Raw genomic sequence first — 20,422 nt, 5'->3', positions numbered from 1 at the left:
ATGAGTGACGTGCTTTTAAAAGTTGAGGATTTAACTCGACGATTTGTCTCTGGCGACGAGTCGCTTACCGTGTTGAACCACATTAATTTAGAGATAAAACGCGGTGAAATGGTCGCGATCGTGGGTGCATCGGGCTCAGGTAAATCGACGCTGATGAATGTGCTCGGCTGCTTGGATAAACCGTCCAGCGGTCGATACTTCATTAATGGGCAAGATGTCTCGACGTTGGAATCCGACCAACTGGCGGAACTGCGCCGCGAGTATTTTGGCTTTATATTCCAGCGTTACCATCTGCTGGGGGATTTAACCGCGGTGGCAAACGTGGAAGTACCGGCGGTTTACGCGGGAGTTCCTCATCGTCAAAGAACGGAGCGAGCGCAGTCGTTATTGGCTCGCTTAGGGCTGGAAGATCGTTTCACTCACAAGCCCAGCCAACTGAGTGGTGGCCAGCAACAGCGCGTGAGTGTTGCTCGTGCACTGATGAACGGCGGTGAGGTGATTCTCGCTGATGAGCCCACTGGCGCATTAGACAGTCACAGTGGGCAAGAGATGATGGCACTGCTTAAAGAGTTGCATCAACTTGGGCATACGGTCATCTTAGTGACTCATGATATGAACGTGGCGAACTTTGCGGATCGCATCATTGAAATCAAAGATGGTGAAATCATTGCAGATACGCCAAATGCACAAGTTGTAATCAATGAGCAAGCAGTACAGACACCGAGCACGTCTTTTCATCGCCCAGCGCAAGTCGCCAGTAAGTGGTGGAAGTGGGACAGTTTTATTGACGCGCTCAAAATGGCGCTGCTGGCGATGTCTAGCCACAGAATGCGCACGTTTTTGACCATGCTCGGCATCATTATTGGTATAGCCTCGGTGGTTTCCGTGGTGGCACTAGGTAATGGTTCACAACAGCAAATTTTGTCGAATATTTCATCCATGGGAACAAACACCATTGATGTCAGGCCGGGCAAAGGGTTTGGTGACCGCCGCTCCGGACGAGTGAAAACGCTAACCGCCGACGATGCTAAATCGTTGGAGAGTCTACCTTTTGTCGACAGTGTCACGCCGTCTTTATCCAACAGCTTAACCGTGCGTTACGCCAATCAGGATGCAACCGCGTCTGTGGAAGGGGTTGGGGAAGATTATTTCCGTGTGCGCGGTTATGAGATCGCCAAAGGTCAGTTTTGGGATGAAGAGAGCGTGAACTCACTCGCCCAAGAAGCAGTGATTGATGACAACACCAGAAAGGAAATGTTTGCGGATAGAAATCCGATTGGTGAAGTGATTTTTCTTGGTTCATTGCCAGTGCGTATTGTGGGTGTCACGCAGAAAAAAGAAGACGCGTTTGGCAACAGCGACGCGCTGAAAATTTGGGTGCCATACACCACTATGTCGGGACGCATGATGGGACAACGCTACCTCAACGGCATTACTGTACGGATTGATGAGAACGCCCCAAGTGCGGCGGTAGAGCAGAGCATCATCAACTTGTTAAAAATGCGCCACGGTACAGAAGATTTCTTCACGATTAACACTGACACCATTCGTCAGAGCATCGAGAAAACCACCGCCACCATGACGTTACTGATCTCAGCGATTGCGGTGATCTCCCTAATTGTCGGCGGAATTGGCGTAATGAACATCATGTTGGTGTCGGTGACAGAGCGCACGAAAGAGATCGGTGTACGAATGGCTGTGGGTGCGCGGCAAGCGGATATTTTGCGTCAGTTTTTGATTGAAGCGGTACTGGTGTGTTTGTGTGGTGGCATTGCTGGTATTGGCTTGGCATTTTTGATTGGTTTTGCATTCAGTACATCTGGCAGCAGCTTCCAAATGATTTACTCAATGAACTCGATCATCTGGGCGTTTATTTGCTCAACGTTGATTGGCATCGCTTTCGGCTTTTTACCCGCTCGCAATGCCGCCAAACTCGATCCGATAGAAGCGCTAGCGAGAGACTAAAAATGAGTAACACAATGAAATTCAAGACTCGATTGGTCGCGGCTGCCTTAAGCGCAGTGTGGTTGTCAGGTTGTGGTTCGCTTATGCGTAGCGACTATCAAGCTCCTGAGGTGCAAGTGCCTGCAAATTGGCAACAGATGCATGTTGCGGGTGATGTCAGTATGGATCCTTGGTGGTTGGCGTTTAACGACCCAACGCTTAATCAATACATTACTCAGGTGTTGGCTCAAAACAACGATTTGACGCTGGCAACGCTAACGCTAAAGAAAGCGCGTTTACAGCTGGGTTTAACGCAAGATGACCTTTTCCCTACGTTGAGTTCTTCCACATCAGGACAAGTTCAAAAATCTCTTGATAGCGGGGAATCGGCAGATAGCTACAGCACTAACTTGTCCGTCAATTACGAGTTGGATTTGTGGGGAAAAATCTCGGCAGACGTTGACCAAGCCAAGTGGACGGCGGTGGCAAGTCAACAAGATCGCGAGGCGACCGCACAAAGTTTGGTGGCAACGACGGCATCGTTATATTGGCAAATCGGCTATCTAAAACAGCGCTTAAACCTCAGTCAGCGTAATGTGGAAGACGCAGCTCAAACGCTACAATTGATTGAAAAACAGTACCAACTTGGCGCTGTGGATCAGTTAGATGTGCTTGAAGCCAAACGTACGTTGGCAAGCTTACAAGCGCAGCAAAGTGAGTTTGAACAGAGTTTACTTGAGGCAAACAACGCCTTTGCGATTTTGTTCAATCAACCGCCAAAGAGCATCAGTGCAAACATCCAAATGCTGCCTGAAGGCGATATGCCATCGTTGAGTGTTGGTGCTCCGTCTGATTTATTGATCCGCAGACCCGACATTAAAGCAGCGATTTATGAAGTCAAAGCCGCGCTAGCAAATAAAGACGCAGCAGATTTGGACTACTTGCCCAAGCTGACGCTCACTGGGGCTTTGGGTGGATCGTCACAAGCGCTTAAAGACCTGCTTTCCAACCCGATTGGCAGCTTAGGTGCGGATATGACGCTACCGTTTTTGCAGTGGAATGAGATGAAAAATAGCCAAGCCATTGCCGATTTAGACTATCAATCGGCTATTGTGAGCTATCGCCAAGTGTTGTACGCCGCATTCCAAGATGTCGAAAATGCCTTGTCGGCACGCGCAAAATTGAAGTATCAGGCGGCGCGTCTACAAGAGCAATATGATGCCGCAAGTGCCGCTGAGTCCATTTATGCTGCGCGGTATCAGTATGGCTCGACGTCGATCATGGACTATTTGAATGCCCAAGAAGAGACCAGAAACGCGCAAGCTTCTTTGTTGGAAAACCGCTACAACCAGTTTCTCACTCAGGTTACGCTTTACCAGTCTTTAGGAGGAACCGACGTTGCGCCGTTGTAATTAGGGATCAGCGCACACTAGCGAAGCGTCATGCAACAAAGCCTTTTTTGAAGGTATTACTGGTCCCATCAATGGGACCAGTAATAAAAGCTTAAGTTACTTGGCGAACTTCTTGAAAGGTGCATCAACCGGAGTGTCAGCTAGGTGATTGGTGTAGTTACTCATCACTTTTTGCGCTAGACCAAGTACAATTTCAAGCAGTTGCTGCTGTCCGTAACCCGCCGCAAAGAACTTCTCTATCTGAGACTCTTCCACTACACCACGTTGGCGCACCATTTGAAGCGTTGTCTCTCGTAGTGTTTCAAGTTTTTCGTCTGCCAATGGTGTTTGGTTGACGAGAGCATCAACAATCTCCTGATCCACTTTCATTGATGCCGCGATCGCACTATGAGCAGGAACGCAGTAGTGACAACCATGCTCAACGTTGATGGTTTGCCATACGACGGTCAATTCTTCTGCGTTAAATGATGTTTGTTGAAATAGCTCATGCACAACTTGATAACCCTCAAGCAAGGTTGGCGCTTCAGCCATAACAGCATGAAGGTTTGGTAGCATGCCAAACGCTTTGACTGAATTTTCAATCAGGTGCTTTGATCCTTCGGGTGCGTTTTCTGCGGTATACAGTTTAAATTCTGCCATGTTTAAATCTCCTGTAATTGGATATGAGCGAATTAGGCAAGAACAGGATAGTTGATTTTGAGCGGTCGCTCAATATAAAATTGAGCATATGTTCAAAATTGATAATTGCTCATGGCGAATACAAAGAAATTCCAACGTGATGAAGTGGTGAAAGCCGCCTCGGATCTATTCTGGAAGAAAGGTTTTCATGCAACATCTACACGTGATTTGCAAGATAGCGTTAATCTGCGTCCTGGAAGTATCTATGCGACGTTTGGGTCAAAAGAGGGGCTATATTGTGAAGCGCTAAAAATGTACGTTGCGAACTTACAAGCCCTGTTTGAGTTGCATTTAGCTCAGAACACAACGGTTCTAGATGCAATAGAAGCTTTCGCGATTGATGTGGTTATCAATCAGCGAGACTCCAATCCCAGTGAAGTGTGCATGTTAGTCAAATCAGCAAGTGAATTTGCTGAGGATTTTAATGCGCTGCGAAATCAAACAAACAGCTTAGCAAACCAATTTGAATCTTTTCTTGCAAAGCTGTTTGAGCGAGCAATCGAGAATGGCGAAATTGAAGCTCAGGATACATTGCTTCTTGCTCAGTTGTTCCAGGTTCAGTTTACGGGTATACGAGCCTACTCATACCGTAGTGATGATGTAACCTTAAAGACGTTGATCTCTATTATGGTGAACAGCTTCCGCGGTAACGTACCAAAACAGAACGCTGAATGAGACTGCTCAAAGTCAACGTCTCTAAATCAACGGCTTGAAGTAAGCGAGCTCAAATAAACCCGTTATCGGGGGTCGATATCGATAAAAAATGACCACGAAGCATCGTGGTCATTTTTATGCAGATTAACTTGCAATGAACAACAACGGCTTATTAAAAGCGAAACTCTTCTAAGTTATTGCTGCTTTCTAACATTTTTTCAGCCACATAACGATGCGTTGCTGTGGTTGGGTGAGTCACATCCCAGAACACGAACTTATCTGCGCCAGATGCTGCACATTCAGAACGTAATGAGTGAGTGTACATGTAGTCAACAGAGGATGAACGGTTGATGTCTAAGCAAGGGTCGCTTGCATTTACGAAACCGTGTTCTTCTGGTGCCGAGGTTAACTTCTCAAACAGTGCGTGTGTATCAAACAATGCGATGTTGTAGCCTTGGGCTTTGTAGTACATCGCTTGTGCTTTGATGAACTCGTTCATCTTCAATACTTTCGCACGAATCGTTTCAATTTCTTCCTGTGTTGAGTATTTGAACTGTGGTGCTTTGGTTGCATCTGGCAGTGTCATCAACATGAAGTTCTTCGCGCCAGCGTCTGTTAAACGAATCAGAGCTTCAGCGTAATCCGCTTTTACTTCCGGCACGCTACGGTTGTAGTTCATGAAATCATTTAAACCAAACTCTAACGTAAACAATGTGTTAGCAGGGTTGTAGTTCTTCGCCAGCTTTGTGTAGGTTAAGTAAGAAGAAACTTGTTCGCCGACACCAGTTAGCGCGATGTATTGGTTTTCACCTGCTGCGCCACCAACTGCCCAGTTGTATAGCGGTAAGTTTTTGGCTTTAGCAACGTATTCCGTCCAAACAAAACCGTTTGAGAAGTGACCCAAGAACCAGCTATTAGGGTTAGGGAAGCGCCATTGGGACGCGTTAAAGATGTTGCCTGTATCAGACAAGCTATCGCCCAAAGCCACTACCTTGTTGATTTGATCTGGTTGCATTGCAGCATCATTGCTCCAGATCGTGTGGTTATAAGAATAACGATTGTCGGCAGCAAAAAATGTAATGTCTGCGTTCTCGTTCGCTAGATCTAGTGTTTCCTCACAACGCTGGCGAATTACGTTTTGTGAGGTATTGGTGTAGAACATGTTTTTAAATGAAACAGAGCTCCACCAATAACCATCGATAGTGAAGTAACTACCATCTTGGTTTTTTGCCCATTTCCAATCGGTAGCCGCATCGTCCTTAGAGTGGCTCGTACGATACCAGCATCGAACGTACGTATAAGTTTGATTTTCTTGCGCGCTAACCACTTCAGCCGCAGAAACCATTGCTGGTGATAAAGTTGGCTCCTCTGCAATGGCGGAGGCAAGCGGAAGTAATGCAGTTAATAGTGTGATTGTTTTTTTCATCATTCACTCTTCTTGTAATGGTTATTGTTCCGAATGCGTGAATACGCTCGGCTATAACAGTATTTAGATGAGAATTTTTCTCACTAAACCTTCTAATTCTGAGTAAATGCTCAAGACAGTCAACAACTAAATATTCAATATTTCAGTTTTGGCACCACGGTCAAAAAATCCATTCAGCATAGCAATCGATTAAATGGGTTATATTTAGAATAATTACTCACTAACATTAGTTTAACATTCACTTTTTGTTAATTAAGTAATTGCTTTATAAGGTTTTGTTGATGATTTTTAATGTTAACTTAAAGTGTTTATTGAATGATCTTTTGTACAAATTTGTATATTCATGAAACAAATTGTTTGGCATTTTTGCTCTGTAAACTATAGCTGAAGCTCTCATGCAAACATCATGATGATGACTTTTCATGAGAATATAGTGAATAAAAATTAGCTCAAATAAGGAATAGGGCAAATGCACTACACAACAAGTAAAAAACAAGGCTTATTTTCGTTGTCTGCCGTAGCAATAGCACTGACCACTTCGATGTCAGCGTTTGCGGCTCCACCAATGGGATTTGATGAATCTAAGTTACCGACGAAGTACATCGTCAAATTCAAAGAAGATGCAGTCAGCCGTTCTTCAATGGGTGGTAACTCATTCTGGGGGCCACGAATCGCGCAGGAGTCTGTTCTAGAACAGGTGAAGGCACGTAAGGTGGAAAAACTGGGCAATCGCGCCATTTACAGCGTTGAATTGGATGGCGATGACTTAGAGCCGCTTCGCAACCGTAGTGATGTGGAATACGTGGAAGTCGATCCACCTCGCTATTTGCTCAGCGAAACGACCCCATGGGGATATGAAGCGGTTAATGCTCAACTGCTAGCTGACTTCAATGCGGGTAATCGCACTGTATGTATTATCGATTCAGGGTACGACATTTCGCACAACGACCTAAGCGGAAACCGCGTTGCTGGTACTAACGATAGTGGTACGGGATCATGGAGTGATCCGGGTAACAATAATGCCCACGGTACTCACGTCGCGGGTACGATTGCTGCGATTGCCAACACCGAAGGTGTAAAGGGTGTGATGCCAAACCAGAATGTGAATTTGCACATCGTGAAAGTATTTAACGAATCGGGTTGGGGTTACTCATCTGGGCTTGTTAAAGCAATCCAAACCTGTGCCGATAATGGTGCTAACGTTGTGAACATGAGCCTTGGTGGTAGTCAATCAAGCCGAACTGAGCAAAATGCACTGCAAAATATTTACGATCAAGGCGTTCTATTGATCGCCGCAGCGGGTAATGATGGCAATACAGCGCACAGCTATCCAGCTTCTTATGACTCAGTGATGTCTGTTGCGGCTGTTGATAATCAAAATGATCATGCAGCGTTCTCACAATCTACTAATCAAGTTGAGATCTCAGGCCCGGGTGTGGCGATCTTATCAACGGTTACGGTAGGTGAAGGTAAACTTTCTGATATTACCTTGAATGGTGTCAGTCAGTTTGATCGTGGGATTGTTCCTCACAATCGTTTGATCAATAACGGTTCTTCGTATGTTCCGGATCCAATCGCGGGTTCAGTAACGGCAACGCTAGATAGCTGTGATGTCTCTGGCGGTAACTTTAACTGTGGTGATATGTCGGGCAAAATTTGTTTGACTGAGCGTATCGGCAACCAGTCTTCAGGAAACTACCCTGAAGTAGATGCGGTTCAGGCTTGTTACAATGCGGGTGCGCGAGCTGCAATCGTATACAGCAACTCTGAACTACCTGGTTTACAAAACCCTTTCTTGGTAGACACAAACAACGCTTATCGTATGGTTTCGGTAACGGTTGATCGTGCATTTGGTCAAGAGCTATTGGGGTATGTTGGCCAGGAAATTACTGTTGCAACAACCTCTGGTGAAGATTACGAGTACTACAATGGTACATCAATGGCGACACCGCACGTAACGGGCGTAGCTGGCTTGGTGTGGAGTTACCACCCAACCTGTACAGCAGCGCAAGTACGTAATGCCCTAGTGAAAACTGCAACAGATATTGATGTTGCTGGTCGAGACAACCGTACTGGCCACGGCCTAGTTAATGCTGAAGCGGCGAAGCTGTTCTTGGACGCTGGCTGTAATGGACCTGATGGTGGTAGCTCTTCGGACTCTAGCTTCTCAAATACCAGCCCTGTTGCGATTCCAGATAATAAATCTTCTGGCGCAATCAGTGCAGTAGAAGTCGATCGCTCTGGTGATTCAGGCACAGTAAGTATTGACGTTGATATTAGCCACACTTACATCGGTGATCTACGAGTGACTTTAACGTCACCGACTGGTGGAGAAGTTGTACTTCACAATAATACTGGCGGCAGCGCTAACGATATAAAAAACACGTTCCAAGCGGATTTTTCTGGTTTTGAATCGCAAGGTACATGGGAACTAAAAGCGGTAGACAGTGCCAGAAGAGACACAGGCACCATCAACAGTTGGACTCTGACCTTTCAATAAGGAGTGACTATGAAGAAGTTGACCTTACTTTCTTTGTCTGTGGTAGGCGCTACCGCACTATTGGCAATCGGACTGAGCTCAAGCAGCTTGGCAAACAATCAAGGATTTCCTCTCGTGGATGAACGCCAAGATCAAGCCGAGCAGCAACCTGCGCGTTACTTTGTTAAGTATCATGAAGGAAAAGAGAGCGAAGTGAGAGCGCTTCTTCGTCAGCACAACATTGAAGTGGTCGACGCTCTGGTGAAACAACACGTGTTGGTTGTGGTGGGTGAACAGGCGGAAGTCGATAAGCTCGCGGATCACGATGCGGTCGAATACACTGAGCAAGAGCCGACAAGAAAGCTGCTATCTAACGGAACTACGCTTCAATAAGCCAAACTTTCTAAGATAGTGCCAAAAAGAAAAACGCCCCTCACGTGAGGGGCGTTTGTTTCATTTGTTAGTGGAAGATGAAGATTACGGACGTTCACCTGCTGCTAGGCGACGTTCGATATCTGCAACCACTTCTGGGAAGTCGGCAATCGTATCGATTAGGTAATGCGGCGAGCTCTTTAGCAATTTTGCGCGCGCTTTTTCACGAGCGGCATTAAGCGTTGCTTCGTCCGCAGCTTGGTATTCTTCAAACGTTAGACCTGCTTCGTTACCAGAAAGTAATAGACCAACGGTCCACATACCAGCGTTATGACCTTCATCGATGCCCGGTGCGGCGTCATCCACTTTGATACACGCGTTAACGTCCGTTACATTCAGTTCAATCACGTTCTTCAGTGCCATAAATGGTGCAGGGCGACCACCTTGTGGCAGGTCATCCGTTGCTACTACGTAATCTGGTTTGTAGCCGTAATCCGCCGCCACTGGAATCAATACGTCCATCACTTCGCGAGGGTAACCAGAACAAGAACCGATCTTGATGCCTTTGTCTTTCAGACCGTTTACAACTTCAATCGCATTAAGGATTGGGTCTGCATGGTCCGCCACTTTTGCTTTTTGCAAAGGCATGAATGCTGCGTAGATAGCGTCGATGTCTTCGCTGGTCATTGAGCGACCAAACTTCTCATTCCAACGCTTATCAACTGCAGGAATACGACCCACAGCTTGGATGTGATCCCACTTACCAAGCCCCATTGGTTCGCGCGCTTCCTCAAGATCGATATCGAAATCAAAGCCTTGTTTGAACGCTTCCACAAAGATACTGGTTGGCGCAAAAGAGCCGAAATCGACGATAGTGCCAGCCCAGTCAAAGATCACTGCTTGAATTGGTGAGTTGCTCATGTTCAATCCTTTTTCTTGCTTGCCAGAGCGCTGCCTACACATTGGAACTGCGCTCAGGATAAATTGGTTTTGAGGTTAGAAGTAGTTAAAGTCTTTGCACACTTTGGCGATCGCTTCTTCAAAGATCGCCAACGCTTCTGTCAGTTGTTCGCGAGTGATGATCAGCGGTGGGCTGAGTTGAATCACATTGCCTTGCGATACCTTGAAGCTCACGCCATTGTTGAGGCATTGGTACAACACAGCTTCCGCTTCGTCATACGCGCGTGCTTTGCTTTCGTGGTCAGTGACCAGTTCAATGCCCCATAACATGCCGATGCCACGCACATCACCAATCACTGGGTACTTAGCTTTCATCTCTAGCAGCTTTTCACGCATGAACTGGCTGTCAGCTTTGGCTTTATCTAGCAAGCCGTCTTGCTCAATAGCTTCCATGGTTGCCAGTGCTGCAGCACAACCGATAGGGCTTTTCTCATGAGTGTAATGGCCCATGGAGATTTGCTCGGCGGTGTTGTATTTGTCTTTGGTTACCATGGCCGCGATAGGCACTAACCCTCCGCCCAAACCTTTACCGATGCAGAGCATATCTGGCTCGATGTCATAGGCTTGGTAGGTAAACCATTCACCGCTGCGACCCATGCCGTTAGGGATGTCGTCGATGATCAGCATGACATTGTGTTTGTCACAGATTTCGCGGATGCGTTTCCAATAGGCTTTACTCGGCACTTGTACGTCGGTATTACGAACCGCTTCTGCGATAAACGCGCCCACGCCACCTTCTTTCTCAATCACGTATTCAAGGTAGTCGGCGTAATGCACGTCGCTGCCGTCCGCGACTGGGAAAGCACCACCGTAAGATACGGCTGGTGGAATGCGCTCAACACCTGCCATTAATGGCCCCATGCCTTGTCGGAAACACGCTTCGCCACCTACTGAGATGGCATCCAATGATGCGCCGTGGAAGGAATCCCACAGAGACACCACCTTGTAGTTGCCCGTGATGTGGCGTGCTAATTTAAGAGCCATACCAACCGCAGATGTGCCACCCGGAGCAAACAGCACACGGTTCAATTCACCGCCACAGATTTGGGTGAGCTTTTCGGCACATTCAATCGCGGTCTCGTTGGTAAAACGACGTGGTGAAAACGGCAGTTTGGCAATTTGCTCTTGCACGCGTTTCATCACATGCGGGTGACCGTAGCCCAACTGGTGGACGTTATTGCCATGGAAATCCATGTACTTTTTGCCCGTGGCATCTTGGATGTAGATGCCTTCTGCTGCTTCCAAGGTATCTAAGCAAGGCGTCGACATAGCTTGATGAAGAAAGACCTCCGAATCACGCTTCAATAATGTTTGTGTGCGTTCGTCATCCATCGATGCATTCCAAGCTTGGCGCGCTGGTGTTGTGTTGACATCGCCTTCGCTGCGGAAATGGGTCGGTTTGATATTCTGAGTCATAACGCTCTCTCAATCAGAAGGCTGCTTTACGCAACTTGCCAGTACATTGCTTTTTCAATTGCACCGATTAAGCGCTCGATATCTGCTGGGTAAACTTCACCAATGTTGCCGATGCGGAAGCAATCTGCGTTCGATACCTTACCCGGATAGATCACGAAGCCCTGCTCTTTCAAACGTGTGTAGAACGCTTTGAACTGGTAATCACTGTGCGTCGGAGAGTAGAAAGAAGTGATGATTGGCGAGTGTAGGTCATCACTCAGTAGTGGCTCAAACCCCAAAGAACGCATTCCTGCAACCAGTGTTTTCTGGTTAGTTTGGTAACGGTGATGACGCGCTTCAATGCCGCCCTCTTGTTCCAGTTCTAACAAGGCTTGGTAGAAAGCGCGAACTGTGTGCGTTGGAGACGTGAAACGCCATTTGCCGTGGTTCACTTCCATACAGTGCCACTGGTCGTAAAGATCAAGGCTCAAAGAACGCGCCTGACCTTGGCACTTTTCTAGCTCAGTTTGTTTCGCAATCACAAAGCCAAAACCCGGTACGCCTTGAATACATTTGTTTGCAGAGCTGATCATAAAATCGATGCCTAGCTCTGCGATATCGATAGGAATGCCACCAAAGCTCGACATGGCATCGAGAATCACCACTTTACCGTGTGCTTTCGCCGCAGAAGCAAATGCCTCAATTGGGTTAAGCATGCCAGTGGTTGTCTCACAGTGAACAATCGCCACGTGTGTGATCGCAGGATCCGATGCCAATGCAGTTTCCACCTCGTTCAAGTGTGGCTGTGATGTTTCGCCTGGGGAAACTACATGGCATGGAATATTTAGGTAATCAGCGATCTGAGCGATACGTGCACCGTAAGCACCGTTGTCGACAACCAACAACTTTCCATCTTTGCCAATGGCGCTGCCAATTGTCGCTTCTACTGATGCGGTGCCGCTACCTTGCATTAGTACGCTGGTATAGCCGTCTTGCTCCGTCGCCAGTTTTACAAGCTTAGTGCGGATCACTTCTACAATGTCTTTGTTGTATTCATCATCCCAAGTACACCAGTCTTTTAGCATGGCTTCACGTACCGTTTCAGAAGTAGATAGAGGACCTGGAGTCAGTAGTAGGTATTCGTTTTTCATCTCGATTTCCATCAGAATAGGCTAATTGGTCTACACCAAATTTCGAGTTCACTCTAGCGAGGAAGAAAAGGGCAGTAAATAGGCGAATCTCCAATTTCATAAAACTTTAATATCCAGAAAATGGCGGATCAATTGAACGATTATTTATCGGTAATTTTCGTAAAACTGCCATTTAATGGTCATGAATTCGTCACAAAGGCTCAGTAGGGTGTATATCGTCAACTGGTACAGACCAAATGAAAACTTAGCCAAATTAACTGGAGAAAATGATGAAAAACCGTTTGATGAAAGGATCGCTGGCTGCACTTGTCTCTCTGCTAGCTACGAATGCAATGGCAGCACAGGAAGTCACGGTTTACACCGCTTTCGAAACTGACATTCTTGCGAAATACAAGTCTGCGTTTGAGAAAGATAACCCAGATATCAAGATTAAGTGGGTTCGCGATTCAACCGGTATCATGACGGCGAAATTGCTGGCAGAAAAGAACAACCCTCAAGCGGAAGTGGTGTGGGGTCTAGCTGGCTCGTCAATGGCACTGCTTAAAGATGAAGGTCTTCTTAAGCCTTACACACCAAAAGGTTTGGAAGAGCTGCACGCGAACCTAAACGACCCTCAATCAAACCAAGCTTGGTTCGGTAACGATGCGTTCTTTAACGCAGTTTGTTTTAACGAAGCGGTAGCGAAACAACTTAACCTGCCTAAACCAACGTCATGGGAAGACCTCACAAAGCCGGTTTACAAAGGTCACATTGCAATGCCGAACCCAGCGTCTTCGGGCACTGGCTACATGCAGGTTTCTGCTTGGCTACAAAACATGGGTGAAGATCAGGCATGGAACTACATGCGTGACTTAGACAAGAACATTGCACACTACACGCACTCTGGCTCTAAGCCATGTGTTCAAGCGGGTATGGGTGAAGTGGCTATCGGTATTTCGATGGCGAGCCGCGGCGCGAAGCTGAAAACGCAAGGTGCACCACTAGCGGTTATCACACCAAAAGGCATCGGCTGGGAATCAGAAGCCGTTGGTCTAGTAAAAGAGTCTGATGCAGCGAAGCGCGTTGTCGACTGGTCAATCTCTAAAGCGGCAAACGAGCTTTACGTAGAAATGTACCCAGTGGTTGCACATAAAGAAGTGAAAGCGACCGTGTCTAACTTCCCGAACGTTCAAGAGAACATGGCGAAGATGGACTTCGCGCAAATGGGCAGTAAGCGTGCAGAGATTCTAGCAGCATGGTCTGAGAAGTTTGATGCGAAATCAGAGCCAAAATCTTAATTGAATTTGCTTTGAGTTGAATGCTGAAATCCACCTCGGTTGAGGTGGATTTTTTGTTTTCTCTGTTATTTCAGAGTTTGCTGCAAGTAGATTCCTAGTCTCACCTAGGTTCGCTGGAATGACGGACTTAAGAAAGTTGGGAGCTTCTATCCGCACTCACCACGTCATTCTCGAGAGCGACGAAGGAGTGAGTCGGGAATCTCTAATTGTCACGTAAACAAACTTCGCTTCCCTTCATCTATTTGTCATCTTCTGGCTATAAATTTGTCATTGGAACGTAACACTCTAAAACTAGAGTTGGTATATACCATTTGGAGCGTGTGTTATGTCAACTAACCAACATTACCTAAATATCGAAAATGTAGTGAAGCAATTCGGACAGTTCACTGCATTAAAGAAAATCTCGCTAGCGATTGAAAAGGGCGAGTTCGTTTGTTTTCTTGGTCCTTCTGGCTGCGGTAAAACCACTCTGCTACGTGCCATTGCAGGTTTAGACTTGCCAACGTCTGGTGCGATTTTTCAAAACGGTCAAGAGACCACATTCTTGCCACCAGAGAAGCGCGATTTCGGCATCGTATTCCAATCTTACGCGCTGTTTCCGAACCTAACTGTGCAAGAGAACATTGCGGTGGGTTTGAAGAACCAAGGTATGTCGACAAAAGAAGCGCTAGAGAAGGTGGATTACTGGTTAGAAACCATTGGTCTTCCAACCTCTGGCGAGAAATTCCCTAACCAACTTTCTGGTGGCCAGCAGCAGCGTGTTGCTTTGGCTCGTGCATTAGCTTTGTCTCCGGGTCTACTGTTGCTTGATGAGCCATTATCGGCGCTAGATGCAAAAGTACGTGTTCACTTACGTGACGAGATTTGTAAGCTGCAACGTAAGCTGGGTATCACCACCATCATGGTTACGCACGATCAGGACGAAGCATTGTCGATGGCGGATCGCATTGTGGTGATGAACCATGGCGTGATTGAGCAAGTCGGCACACCTCAAGAGATCTACCAGCAACCAGCAACGCGCTTTGTCGCTGAGTTTGTCGGCAGCATGAACTTTATTGAAACCTCAGTCGCAACGGACTCCCAAGTGCGCATTGCGGAAACCTTGATGCCAGCGCCAAGCTTGACCAATCGTAAGATTCAACGTGGTGATCGCTTCGACCTTGCGGTGCGTCCTGAAAGCATCAAGTTCGTTGAAAACTACAACAACTCTTTACCTGTGCGAGTTACCGCAACCGAGTTCCTGGGGGCGTTTTTCCGCATTGATTGCGTATTGCAAAACGACAGCTCAATGAAAACCATCGTAGTGGATGTGCCCGTGGAAACGGTTCAAAAACTCAATATCAAGGCGGGCGATGTACGTTACATCCAGTTTGCTGAAGAAGGGCTGCATGGTTACGCCGTGCCCTCGGTTGATAAAGCACTAGCGGCGTAGGTGTAAACATGGATGCGAAGACAATGACGATGAATAGCCTAACCACACAAGACAAAGCAAAATCCCTACTCGGACGTGTTAGCCGCGACAACCTTGTGTTGTTTGGCTTGCTCGCTGGTTTGTCGACCATGATGGTGCTGTTCATCTTAATGCCGCTTTGGGCAATGTTGACCAAGAGTGTGCAAAATGCCAATGGCGAATTTGTCGGTCTGGCAAACTTTGCGACGTACTTTTCTTCTTCAAGCTTGTGGGTGTCGGTGGGTAATACCTTCACTTTGGGCGTGATTGTGACCTCGGTAGTGGGTGTGCTTGCGTTCGGTTATGCCTACGCGCTGACTCGTTCATGCATGCCGTTTAAAGGTTTGTTTCAAATCCTAGGTACTGCGCCGATCCTTGCGCCTTCGTTGCTACCAGCGATCAGTTTGATCTTCCTTTTCGGGAATCAAGGTATTGCCAAAGAAATGCTGTTGGGAAACTCGATTTATGGCGTGATTGGTATCTCGATGGGTTTGATTTTCTGGACCTTCCCTCATGCATTGATGATTTTAACTACTTCGCTGCGCACTTCTGATGCCCGCTTGTATGAAGCAGCCCGCGCACTTAAAACTTCCCCAATCAAAACCTTCTTTATGGTGACGTTACCTGCGGCGAAATACGGTTTGATCAGTACGCTTATCGTCGTCTTTACGCTGGTTATCACTGACTTTGGTGTGCCGAAAGTGATTGGTGGAAGCTACAACGTTCTGGCGACTGACATCTTCAAGCAAGTTGTGGGACAACAAAACTTTGCCATGGGGGCGGTGACCAGCATTATGTTGTTATTCCCTGCGGTAATGGCATTTGGTGCAGACCGCTGGGTACAGAAAAAGCAAAAGAGCTTATTTGACTCTCGCTCGGTGCCTTATCAGCCAGAACCTAACAAAGCGCGCGACAGCATTTGTTTGGTTTACTGCAGCCTTATTTCTATCGCAGTGCTGGCAGTGCTTGGCATGGCGGTTTATGGCTCGTTAGTTACGTTCTGGCCTTGGAACAAAGCACTGACGCTAAACAACTACAACTTTGCTGAAATGAGCACTTACGGTTGGAGCCCATTCTTCAACTCGCTAACGCTGGCAGGCTGGACGGCAGTGATCGGTACAGCCATTATTTTTGTCGGTGCTTACTGCATTGAGAAAGGGCGTGCGTTTGGTCCAATTCGTCAGGTGATGCAAATGCTCAGCGTGGTGCCAATGGCAGTTCCGGGTATGGTGCTTGGCTTGGGTTACATCTTTTACTTCAACGATGCGAACAATCCTCTGAACGTACTTTATGGCACCATGGCATTCTTGGTAATTAACACGGTAGTGCATTACTACACAGTGGGTCACATGACCGCCCTGACAGCGCTAAAGCAGTTGCCATCGGAGATTGAAGCCACGGCGGCATCGGTGAAGCTTCCTCAATACAAGTTGTTCTTTAAAGTGACATTACCTGTGTGCTTACCTGCGATTTTGGACATTGCGACTTACTTGTTTGTTAATGCATTGACCACCACTTCTGCGGTAGTATTCCTTTACTCAACCGATACGATTCCGGCTTCGGTCTCGATTCTGAATATGGACGATGCAGGTCAAACTGGCGCTGCAGCGGCAATGGCTGTGATGATCATGATTGCTGCCGCAATTGCGAAGATTGTTCAGATGACTTTGGGTAAATTGTTAGAGAATCGCACACAAGCTTGGCGCAAAAGATAAGGACACTTCGTGCAATACGTAAAAATTAAAGATTCGATTGTTGAACAGATTGAAGCGGGCATGCTATCGCCGCGTCAAAAACTGCCAGCAGAGCGTAAGTTGGCGGAGTCGTTCGATACTACACGCGTCACTCTGCGTGAAGCTTTATCACTGCTAGAAGCGGAAGGTCGAATCTATCGCGAAGATCGCCGAGGTTGGTTTATCTCACCTGAGCCATTGCGTTACGACCCTACCCAAACGCTAAACTTCCCGAACATGGCGAAAGCGCAAAATCGCGTGCCAAAAACGGAGTTGGTCGCAGCAAAAGGGACGTTGGCAAACAAACAAGCCGCGCGCTTGCTGGACTTGCAACCTTTCTCGGATGTGTATCGAGTCGACCGAGTGCGATACCTTGAAGACAGACCTGTGGTATTCGTAACAAACTACATTCGCCCAGAGCTATTTCCGAACCTGCTGGACTACGATTTATCAAATTCGCTGACGGACATTTATCGCGATCATTATGGCGTTACATATCAAAAGATTCGCTACCGCATTTCAACCAGTACTTTGTTGGGTGAAATGGCTCAGGCATTGCGTGCGACAGCCGGTACGCCTGCGATGGTAGTGGAGCGCATCAACTACAACCAACACGGTGAGTTGATTGATTGCGATATCGAGTATTGGCGACACGATGCCATCAGCATTGAATCTCTGGCGGAACTCAATCGTTAAGTGGATTTTCTCATCATCTAAGGCTCTATCTCGGGGCCTTTCTTTTATTCAGACAGGAACATTGAAATGGATTTGTTGGCGATTGGTCTCGTCGTTTTTTCTGCTGTTCTCCATGCGGGTTGGAATATCCTTGGTAAAAGCAACTCAGGCTCTGGACTCGCGTTTACTATGGCCGCAAGCTTTTCTGCATGTTTCATTCTTACCCCTTATTTGATTTGGTATTTGGTGACCATTGGCTGGACATCATTACCGAGTGAATTTTGGGGATTGCTGCTCATTAGCGGCACTTCACAAATGGTCTATCTAGTCGGTTTGATTGTCGCTTATAAGCACGCAGACGTGGGGGTGGTTTATCCAATTGCTCGGGCGTTGCCTGTGATGATGGTCGGCGCAATCAGTGTGGCATTAGGGCATGAATTATCCAGTCAGCAGTGGCTTGGATTCTTGCTGATAACCCTTGGTTGTATGCTGGTACCACTGACGAACTTTCGTCAGATGACGCTGAGCTCTTATTTGAATGTCGGTGTGTTCTGGGCATTAATTGCCGCAATAGGCACAACGGGTTACTCCGTGGTTGATAAAGAAGCGCTGAGTTTACTCACAGGACAAGCATCAGAGATCTTGAATGATCAGTACAGTGCAATCTTCTATTTGGGCGTGCAGTTTTGGGCAATTGGTATTCCTGCCCTTGTGTGGTGCTTGGTTACGGGCAAGCCAGATGAGATTAAGACAGCCTGGCATATCCGAAAAACAGCCAGCATGGCAGGGGTAATGATGGCATCCACCTACGGCTTGGTGCTGTTTGCGATGACCATGACCGACAACGTGAGTTTGGTCGTAGCACTAAGGCAAATCAGTATTGTGTTTGGATTGTTTATGGGGATTTGGTTTCTGTCTGAGAAATGGTATCTCACCCGAGGGCTTGGCGTTACTTCGATCGTGGCGGGGATCATTCTTGCGTTGACGAACTGACTCGTATTGATGAAAGAAAAAGGCAGCGACTCAGGCCATCGCTGCCTTTTTCTTTTTTAATTGTTGGGGAAGGGGTAGGAGTATAAGGGACGTCAGAAACGCAATTGAGCGCCGAACATCACACCACCGGAATCAAAATCACTGTTCTTTGAGTACACATACTCTGCGTTTAAACCAAAGTGCTTGTAGCTCCATCCTAATCCTGCCGCCGCTTCACCACCAACGCTAGTGTGTTCAATGTTTCGGCTCTGTCCATTCACCTTGTAAGTGTACTCAAGGGTGTAGAGCGTCATACCTGCTTTACCGTAAAGTTCGAAACCGGCACCAAGTGGATAGCTAGCATAGCCGCTTAATCGTGGGCCAGAAAAACTCGTGTCGGTAACCTCTGAAATCGGGCTTAACAGCGTTGAGCCAATACCATCAAACGCCCCTTTGAAGCCCGCTTCAATCCCGAAGTTTTGAGTCGGCATGTATCGGTAATAAATTTCACCAAGAAACATATCACCGGATTCTTCACTTGCGGGGGCGTCATAGCTTACACCGCCATAACCTAGGTTCGTGCCTATGATGTGCTGGCTTGTACTAGCGTTCGCCGATAGGGAAAGAGTCGACAACACCAGAGCAGCAACGAATGAATAACGCATGAACGTTTCTCCTCAGCTTTTTAGCCTTTTAGCTTTTTTAGTTTCTTAGTACTTGTTCGAATGTTGCTTTGGTGTTGTCTAGCCATTCATAACGACGACGGTACATCGAACGTTTAGAGCGCGACATGCCTTCGATATCTCGACGGGGTGCATTTACATCAATTGAGTAAAAATGACGATTGTATTCGGTGCCGCCCAATTCTTGCCAGAGTGCATCGTAATCCGTTTTGATTCGCCCTTTGCTGTAGCGCTTAGCTGCGTAAGTATGGGACTGCGTTTTCACTGCTAGAATCGTGTTCACTTCCCAAATTTGTGCGAGCAAAGTGAGCAAGCTCACCATCAAGCTTTTTGGTCTCTGTCCGTAAAGCTTACGAGTTAGCTTTTTAATTTTCGCGTTGTTTTCTTCACTGCTTCGCGGTCCTTGTAAGCCGCCAATCATAATGCTGCGTCCAGATTCGATGTGACCGAGCGTAAAAGAGAGCGTGTAGAAGTTGCCATCTTCAGCGCTGTGCAGCACTAGGCTCATGTCGCCTTCTTTTTGATAACGTGCTTCGTATACTAATCTCACCGAGTACAGTATTTCGTCAATTTCAAAAGAGGCTAATGTTAGGCCTTTCGAGTCTGTGTAGATTTCTTCGATTGTTTGTTTAGAAAACAGTTCTGAAATCGTTTTGTAGTGATCAACCACCAAGTTAGAACGATCGAACGCTGAGTTGTTTTTGATGATATACGGACGAAACGGTTTCTCTAAAAATCGATGCGTACGTGTACAAAGCAACTCTAACAATGACGATTCAATATTGTCTGAAAGGTGCTTAAACGCACGTTTGTAATAAAGCGCACGTAAGATGAACTTAGCTCTGTAGGTCCAAATTGGCTTGTAGACATCAGCATAATCATCTGAGTAAATCGATTTGCTATGGTAAAAAATGGATTTGTTCGCGGTCATTTTCACTCCAGATTAACTTGTGCTCAATAGCGACAATTAAGAACCGACGGACGAGCAGCGAAGAACCCGAAAATGAGGAATGCAAAGCACGACTGAAAAGAGGTGGTTTTTGCTGTGTCCGACGTTTTTGTAAGGTTTTGAACACTGTTCTTTTGCTGGAATTCTAAGAGAAAATTGACCTTAGGTATTGTATGGTTTGGTAAGGAAGTGTCAGGTTGAAACCCATTGTT

17 protein-coding genes are annotated in these 20,422 nt (G+C 46.8%); 10 read left to right on the top strand and 7 right to left on the bottom strand.

Annotated elements, in window-relative coordinates:
• On the top strand, positions 1 to 1,965 hold the full coding sequence (locus tag R7093_RS08835; RefSeq protein ID WP_047102808.1) for a MacB family efflux pump subunit: 1,965 nt from the start codon (positions 1 to 3) through the stop codon (positions 1,963 to 1,965).
• Between the two features lie 14 nt (positions 1,966 to 1,979).
• Positions 1,980 to 3,356 carry an efflux transporter outer membrane subunit gene (locus R7093_RS08830; protein ID WP_080960099.1) on the top strand — a complete coding sequence of 459 codons (1,377 nt, stop codon included), beginning with the start codon at positions 1,980 to 1,982 and terminating at the stop codon, positions 3,354 to 3,356.
• A gap of 96 nt (positions 3,357 to 3,452) precedes the next feature.
• Here the strand turns inward: R7093_RS08830 and R7093_RS08825 are convergent, their stop codons facing one another.
• A complete protein-coding gene (locus R7093_RS08825; RefSeq protein ID WP_005374097.1) occupies positions 3,453 to 3,995 on the bottom strand; it encodes a carboxymuconolactone decarboxylase family protein in 543 nt (180 codons plus the stop codon).
• A gap of 111 nt (positions 3,996 to 4,106) precedes the next feature.
• Here R7093_RS08825 and R7093_RS08820 point away from each other — a divergent pair, with 111 nt between their 5' ends.
• A complete protein-coding gene (locus tag R7093_RS08820) occupies positions 4,107 to 4,709 on the top strand; it encodes a TetR/AcrR family transcriptional regulator (protein WP_047102806.1) in 603 nt (200 codons plus the stop codon).
• Between the two features lie 151 nt (positions 4,710 to 4,860).
• Here the strand turns inward: R7093_RS08820 and R7093_RS08815 are convergent, their stop codons facing one another.
• Complete coding sequence (locus R7093_RS08815; protein WP_318146621.1) at positions 4,861 to 6,117, bottom strand: type 2 secretion system lipase; 1,257 nt, start codon at positions 6,115 to 6,117, stop codon at positions 4,861 to 4,863.
• A 466-nt stretch (positions 6,118 to 6,583) separates the two neighbouring features.
• Between R7093_RS08815 and R7093_RS08810 the strand changes: the two genes are divergently transcribed.
• Both R7093_RS08810 and R7093_RS08805 read left to right on the top strand, forming a co-directional pair.
• Positions 6,584 to 8,614: a S8 family serine peptidase gene (locus R7093_RS08810; RefSeq protein WP_025768035.1), complete on the top strand. Its 2,031-nt coding sequence runs from the start codon at positions 6,584 to 6,586 to the stop codon at positions 8,612 to 8,614.
• Positions 8,615 to 8,623: 9 nt separating this feature from the next.
• Positions 8,624 to 8,986, top strand: coding sequence for an ATPase (locus R7093_RS08805; RefSeq protein WP_011999176.1), 363 nt, complete (start codon positions 8,624 to 8,626; stop codon positions 8,984 to 8,986).
• Between the two features lie 84 nt (positions 8,987 to 9,070).
• On the opposite strand, the gene phnX is transcribed toward R7093_RS08805, so the two are convergent.
• The 3 genes from phnX to phnW form a co-directional block, all read right to left on the bottom strand.
• A complete protein-coding gene (phnX, locus tag R7093_RS08800) occupies positions 9,071 to 9,886 on the bottom strand; it encodes a phosphonoacetaldehyde hydrolase (protein ID WP_047478372.1) in 816 nt (271 codons plus the stop codon).
• Positions 9,887 to 9,961: 75 nt separating this feature from the next.
• Positions 9,962 to 11,341 (bottom strand): aspartate aminotransferase family protein, encoded by a 1,380-nt coding sequence (locus R7093_RS08795; RefSeq protein ID WP_318146620.1) that lies wholly within the window; start codon positions 11,339 to 11,341, stop codon positions 9,962 to 9,964.
• A gap of 26 nt (positions 11,342 to 11,367) precedes the next feature.
• Positions 11,368 to 12,471, bottom strand: a complete 1,104-nt coding sequence (phnW, locus tag R7093_RS08790) for a 2-aminoethylphosphonate--pyruvate transaminase (RefSeq protein ID WP_045457715.1) — start codon at positions 12,469 to 12,471, stop codon at positions 11,368 to 11,370.
• 266 nt (positions 12,472 to 12,737) lie between these two features.
• Between phnW and R7093_RS08785 the strand changes: the two genes are divergently transcribed.
• The 5 genes from R7093_RS08785 to R7093_RS08765 all read left to right on the top strand — a co-directional run bounded on the left by R7093_RS08785 (position 12,738) and on the right by R7093_RS08765 (position 18,599).
• Entirely contained in the window at positions 12,738 to 13,748 is a 1,011-nt protein-coding gene (locus R7093_RS08785) for a putative 2-aminoethylphosphonate ABC transporter substrate-binding protein (protein ID WP_005384363.1), read from the top strand.
• 325 nt (positions 13,749 to 14,073) lie between these two features.
• Positions 14,074 to 15,180 carry a putative 2-aminoethylphosphonate ABC transporter ATP-binding protein gene (locus R7093_RS08780; RefSeq protein ID WP_258656571.1) on the top strand — a complete coding sequence of 369 codons (1,107 nt, stop codon included), beginning with the start codon at positions 14,074 to 14,076 and terminating at the stop codon, positions 15,178 to 15,180.
• A gap of 8 nt (positions 15,181 to 15,188) precedes the next feature.
• A complete protein-coding gene (locus R7093_RS08775) occupies positions 15,189 to 16,913 on the top strand; it encodes a putative 2-aminoethylphosphonate ABC transporter permease subunit (RefSeq protein WP_318146619.1) in 1,725 nt (574 codons plus the stop codon).
• Between the two features lie 9 nt (positions 16,914 to 16,922).
• Positions 16,923 to 17,627 (top strand): phosphonate utilization transcriptional regulator PhnR, encoded by a 705-nt coding sequence (gene phnR, locus R7093_RS08770; RefSeq protein ID WP_005442366.1) that lies wholly within the window; start codon positions 16,923 to 16,925, stop codon positions 17,625 to 17,627.
• A 66-nt stretch (positions 17,628 to 17,693) separates the two neighbouring features.
• Positions 17,694 to 18,599 carry an EamA family transporter gene (locus R7093_RS08765; RefSeq protein WP_318146618.1) on the top strand — a complete coding sequence of 302 codons (906 nt, stop codon included), beginning with the start codon at positions 17,694 to 17,696 and terminating at the stop codon, positions 18,597 to 18,599.
• Between the two features lie 92 nt (positions 18,600 to 18,691).
• On the opposite strand, the gene R7093_RS08760 is transcribed toward R7093_RS08765, so the two are convergent.
• Together R7093_RS08760 and R7093_RS08755 are read right to left on the bottom strand one after the other, a co-directional pair.
• On the bottom strand, positions 18,692 to 19,243 hold the full coding sequence (locus tag R7093_RS08760; RefSeq protein WP_020195716.1) for an outer membrane beta-barrel protein: 552 nt from the start codon (positions 19,241 to 19,243) through the stop codon (positions 18,692 to 18,694).
• 37 nt (positions 19,244 to 19,280) lie between these two features.
• The gene (locus tag R7093_RS08755; protein WP_064369429.1) at positions 19,281 to 20,192 is read right to left on the bottom strand and encodes a VirK/YbjX family protein; all 912 of its coding nucleotides are present in this window, start codon (positions 20,190 to 20,192) and stop codon (positions 19,281 to 19,283) included.
• Positions 20,193 to 20,422 lie beyond the last annotated feature (230 nt).

This window comes from Vibrio sp. 1580 (genome assembly GCF_033340055.1).
The sequence above is the reverse complement of the archived record's forward strand: the minus strand, read 5'-3'. Positions and strand labels throughout refer to the sequence as shown.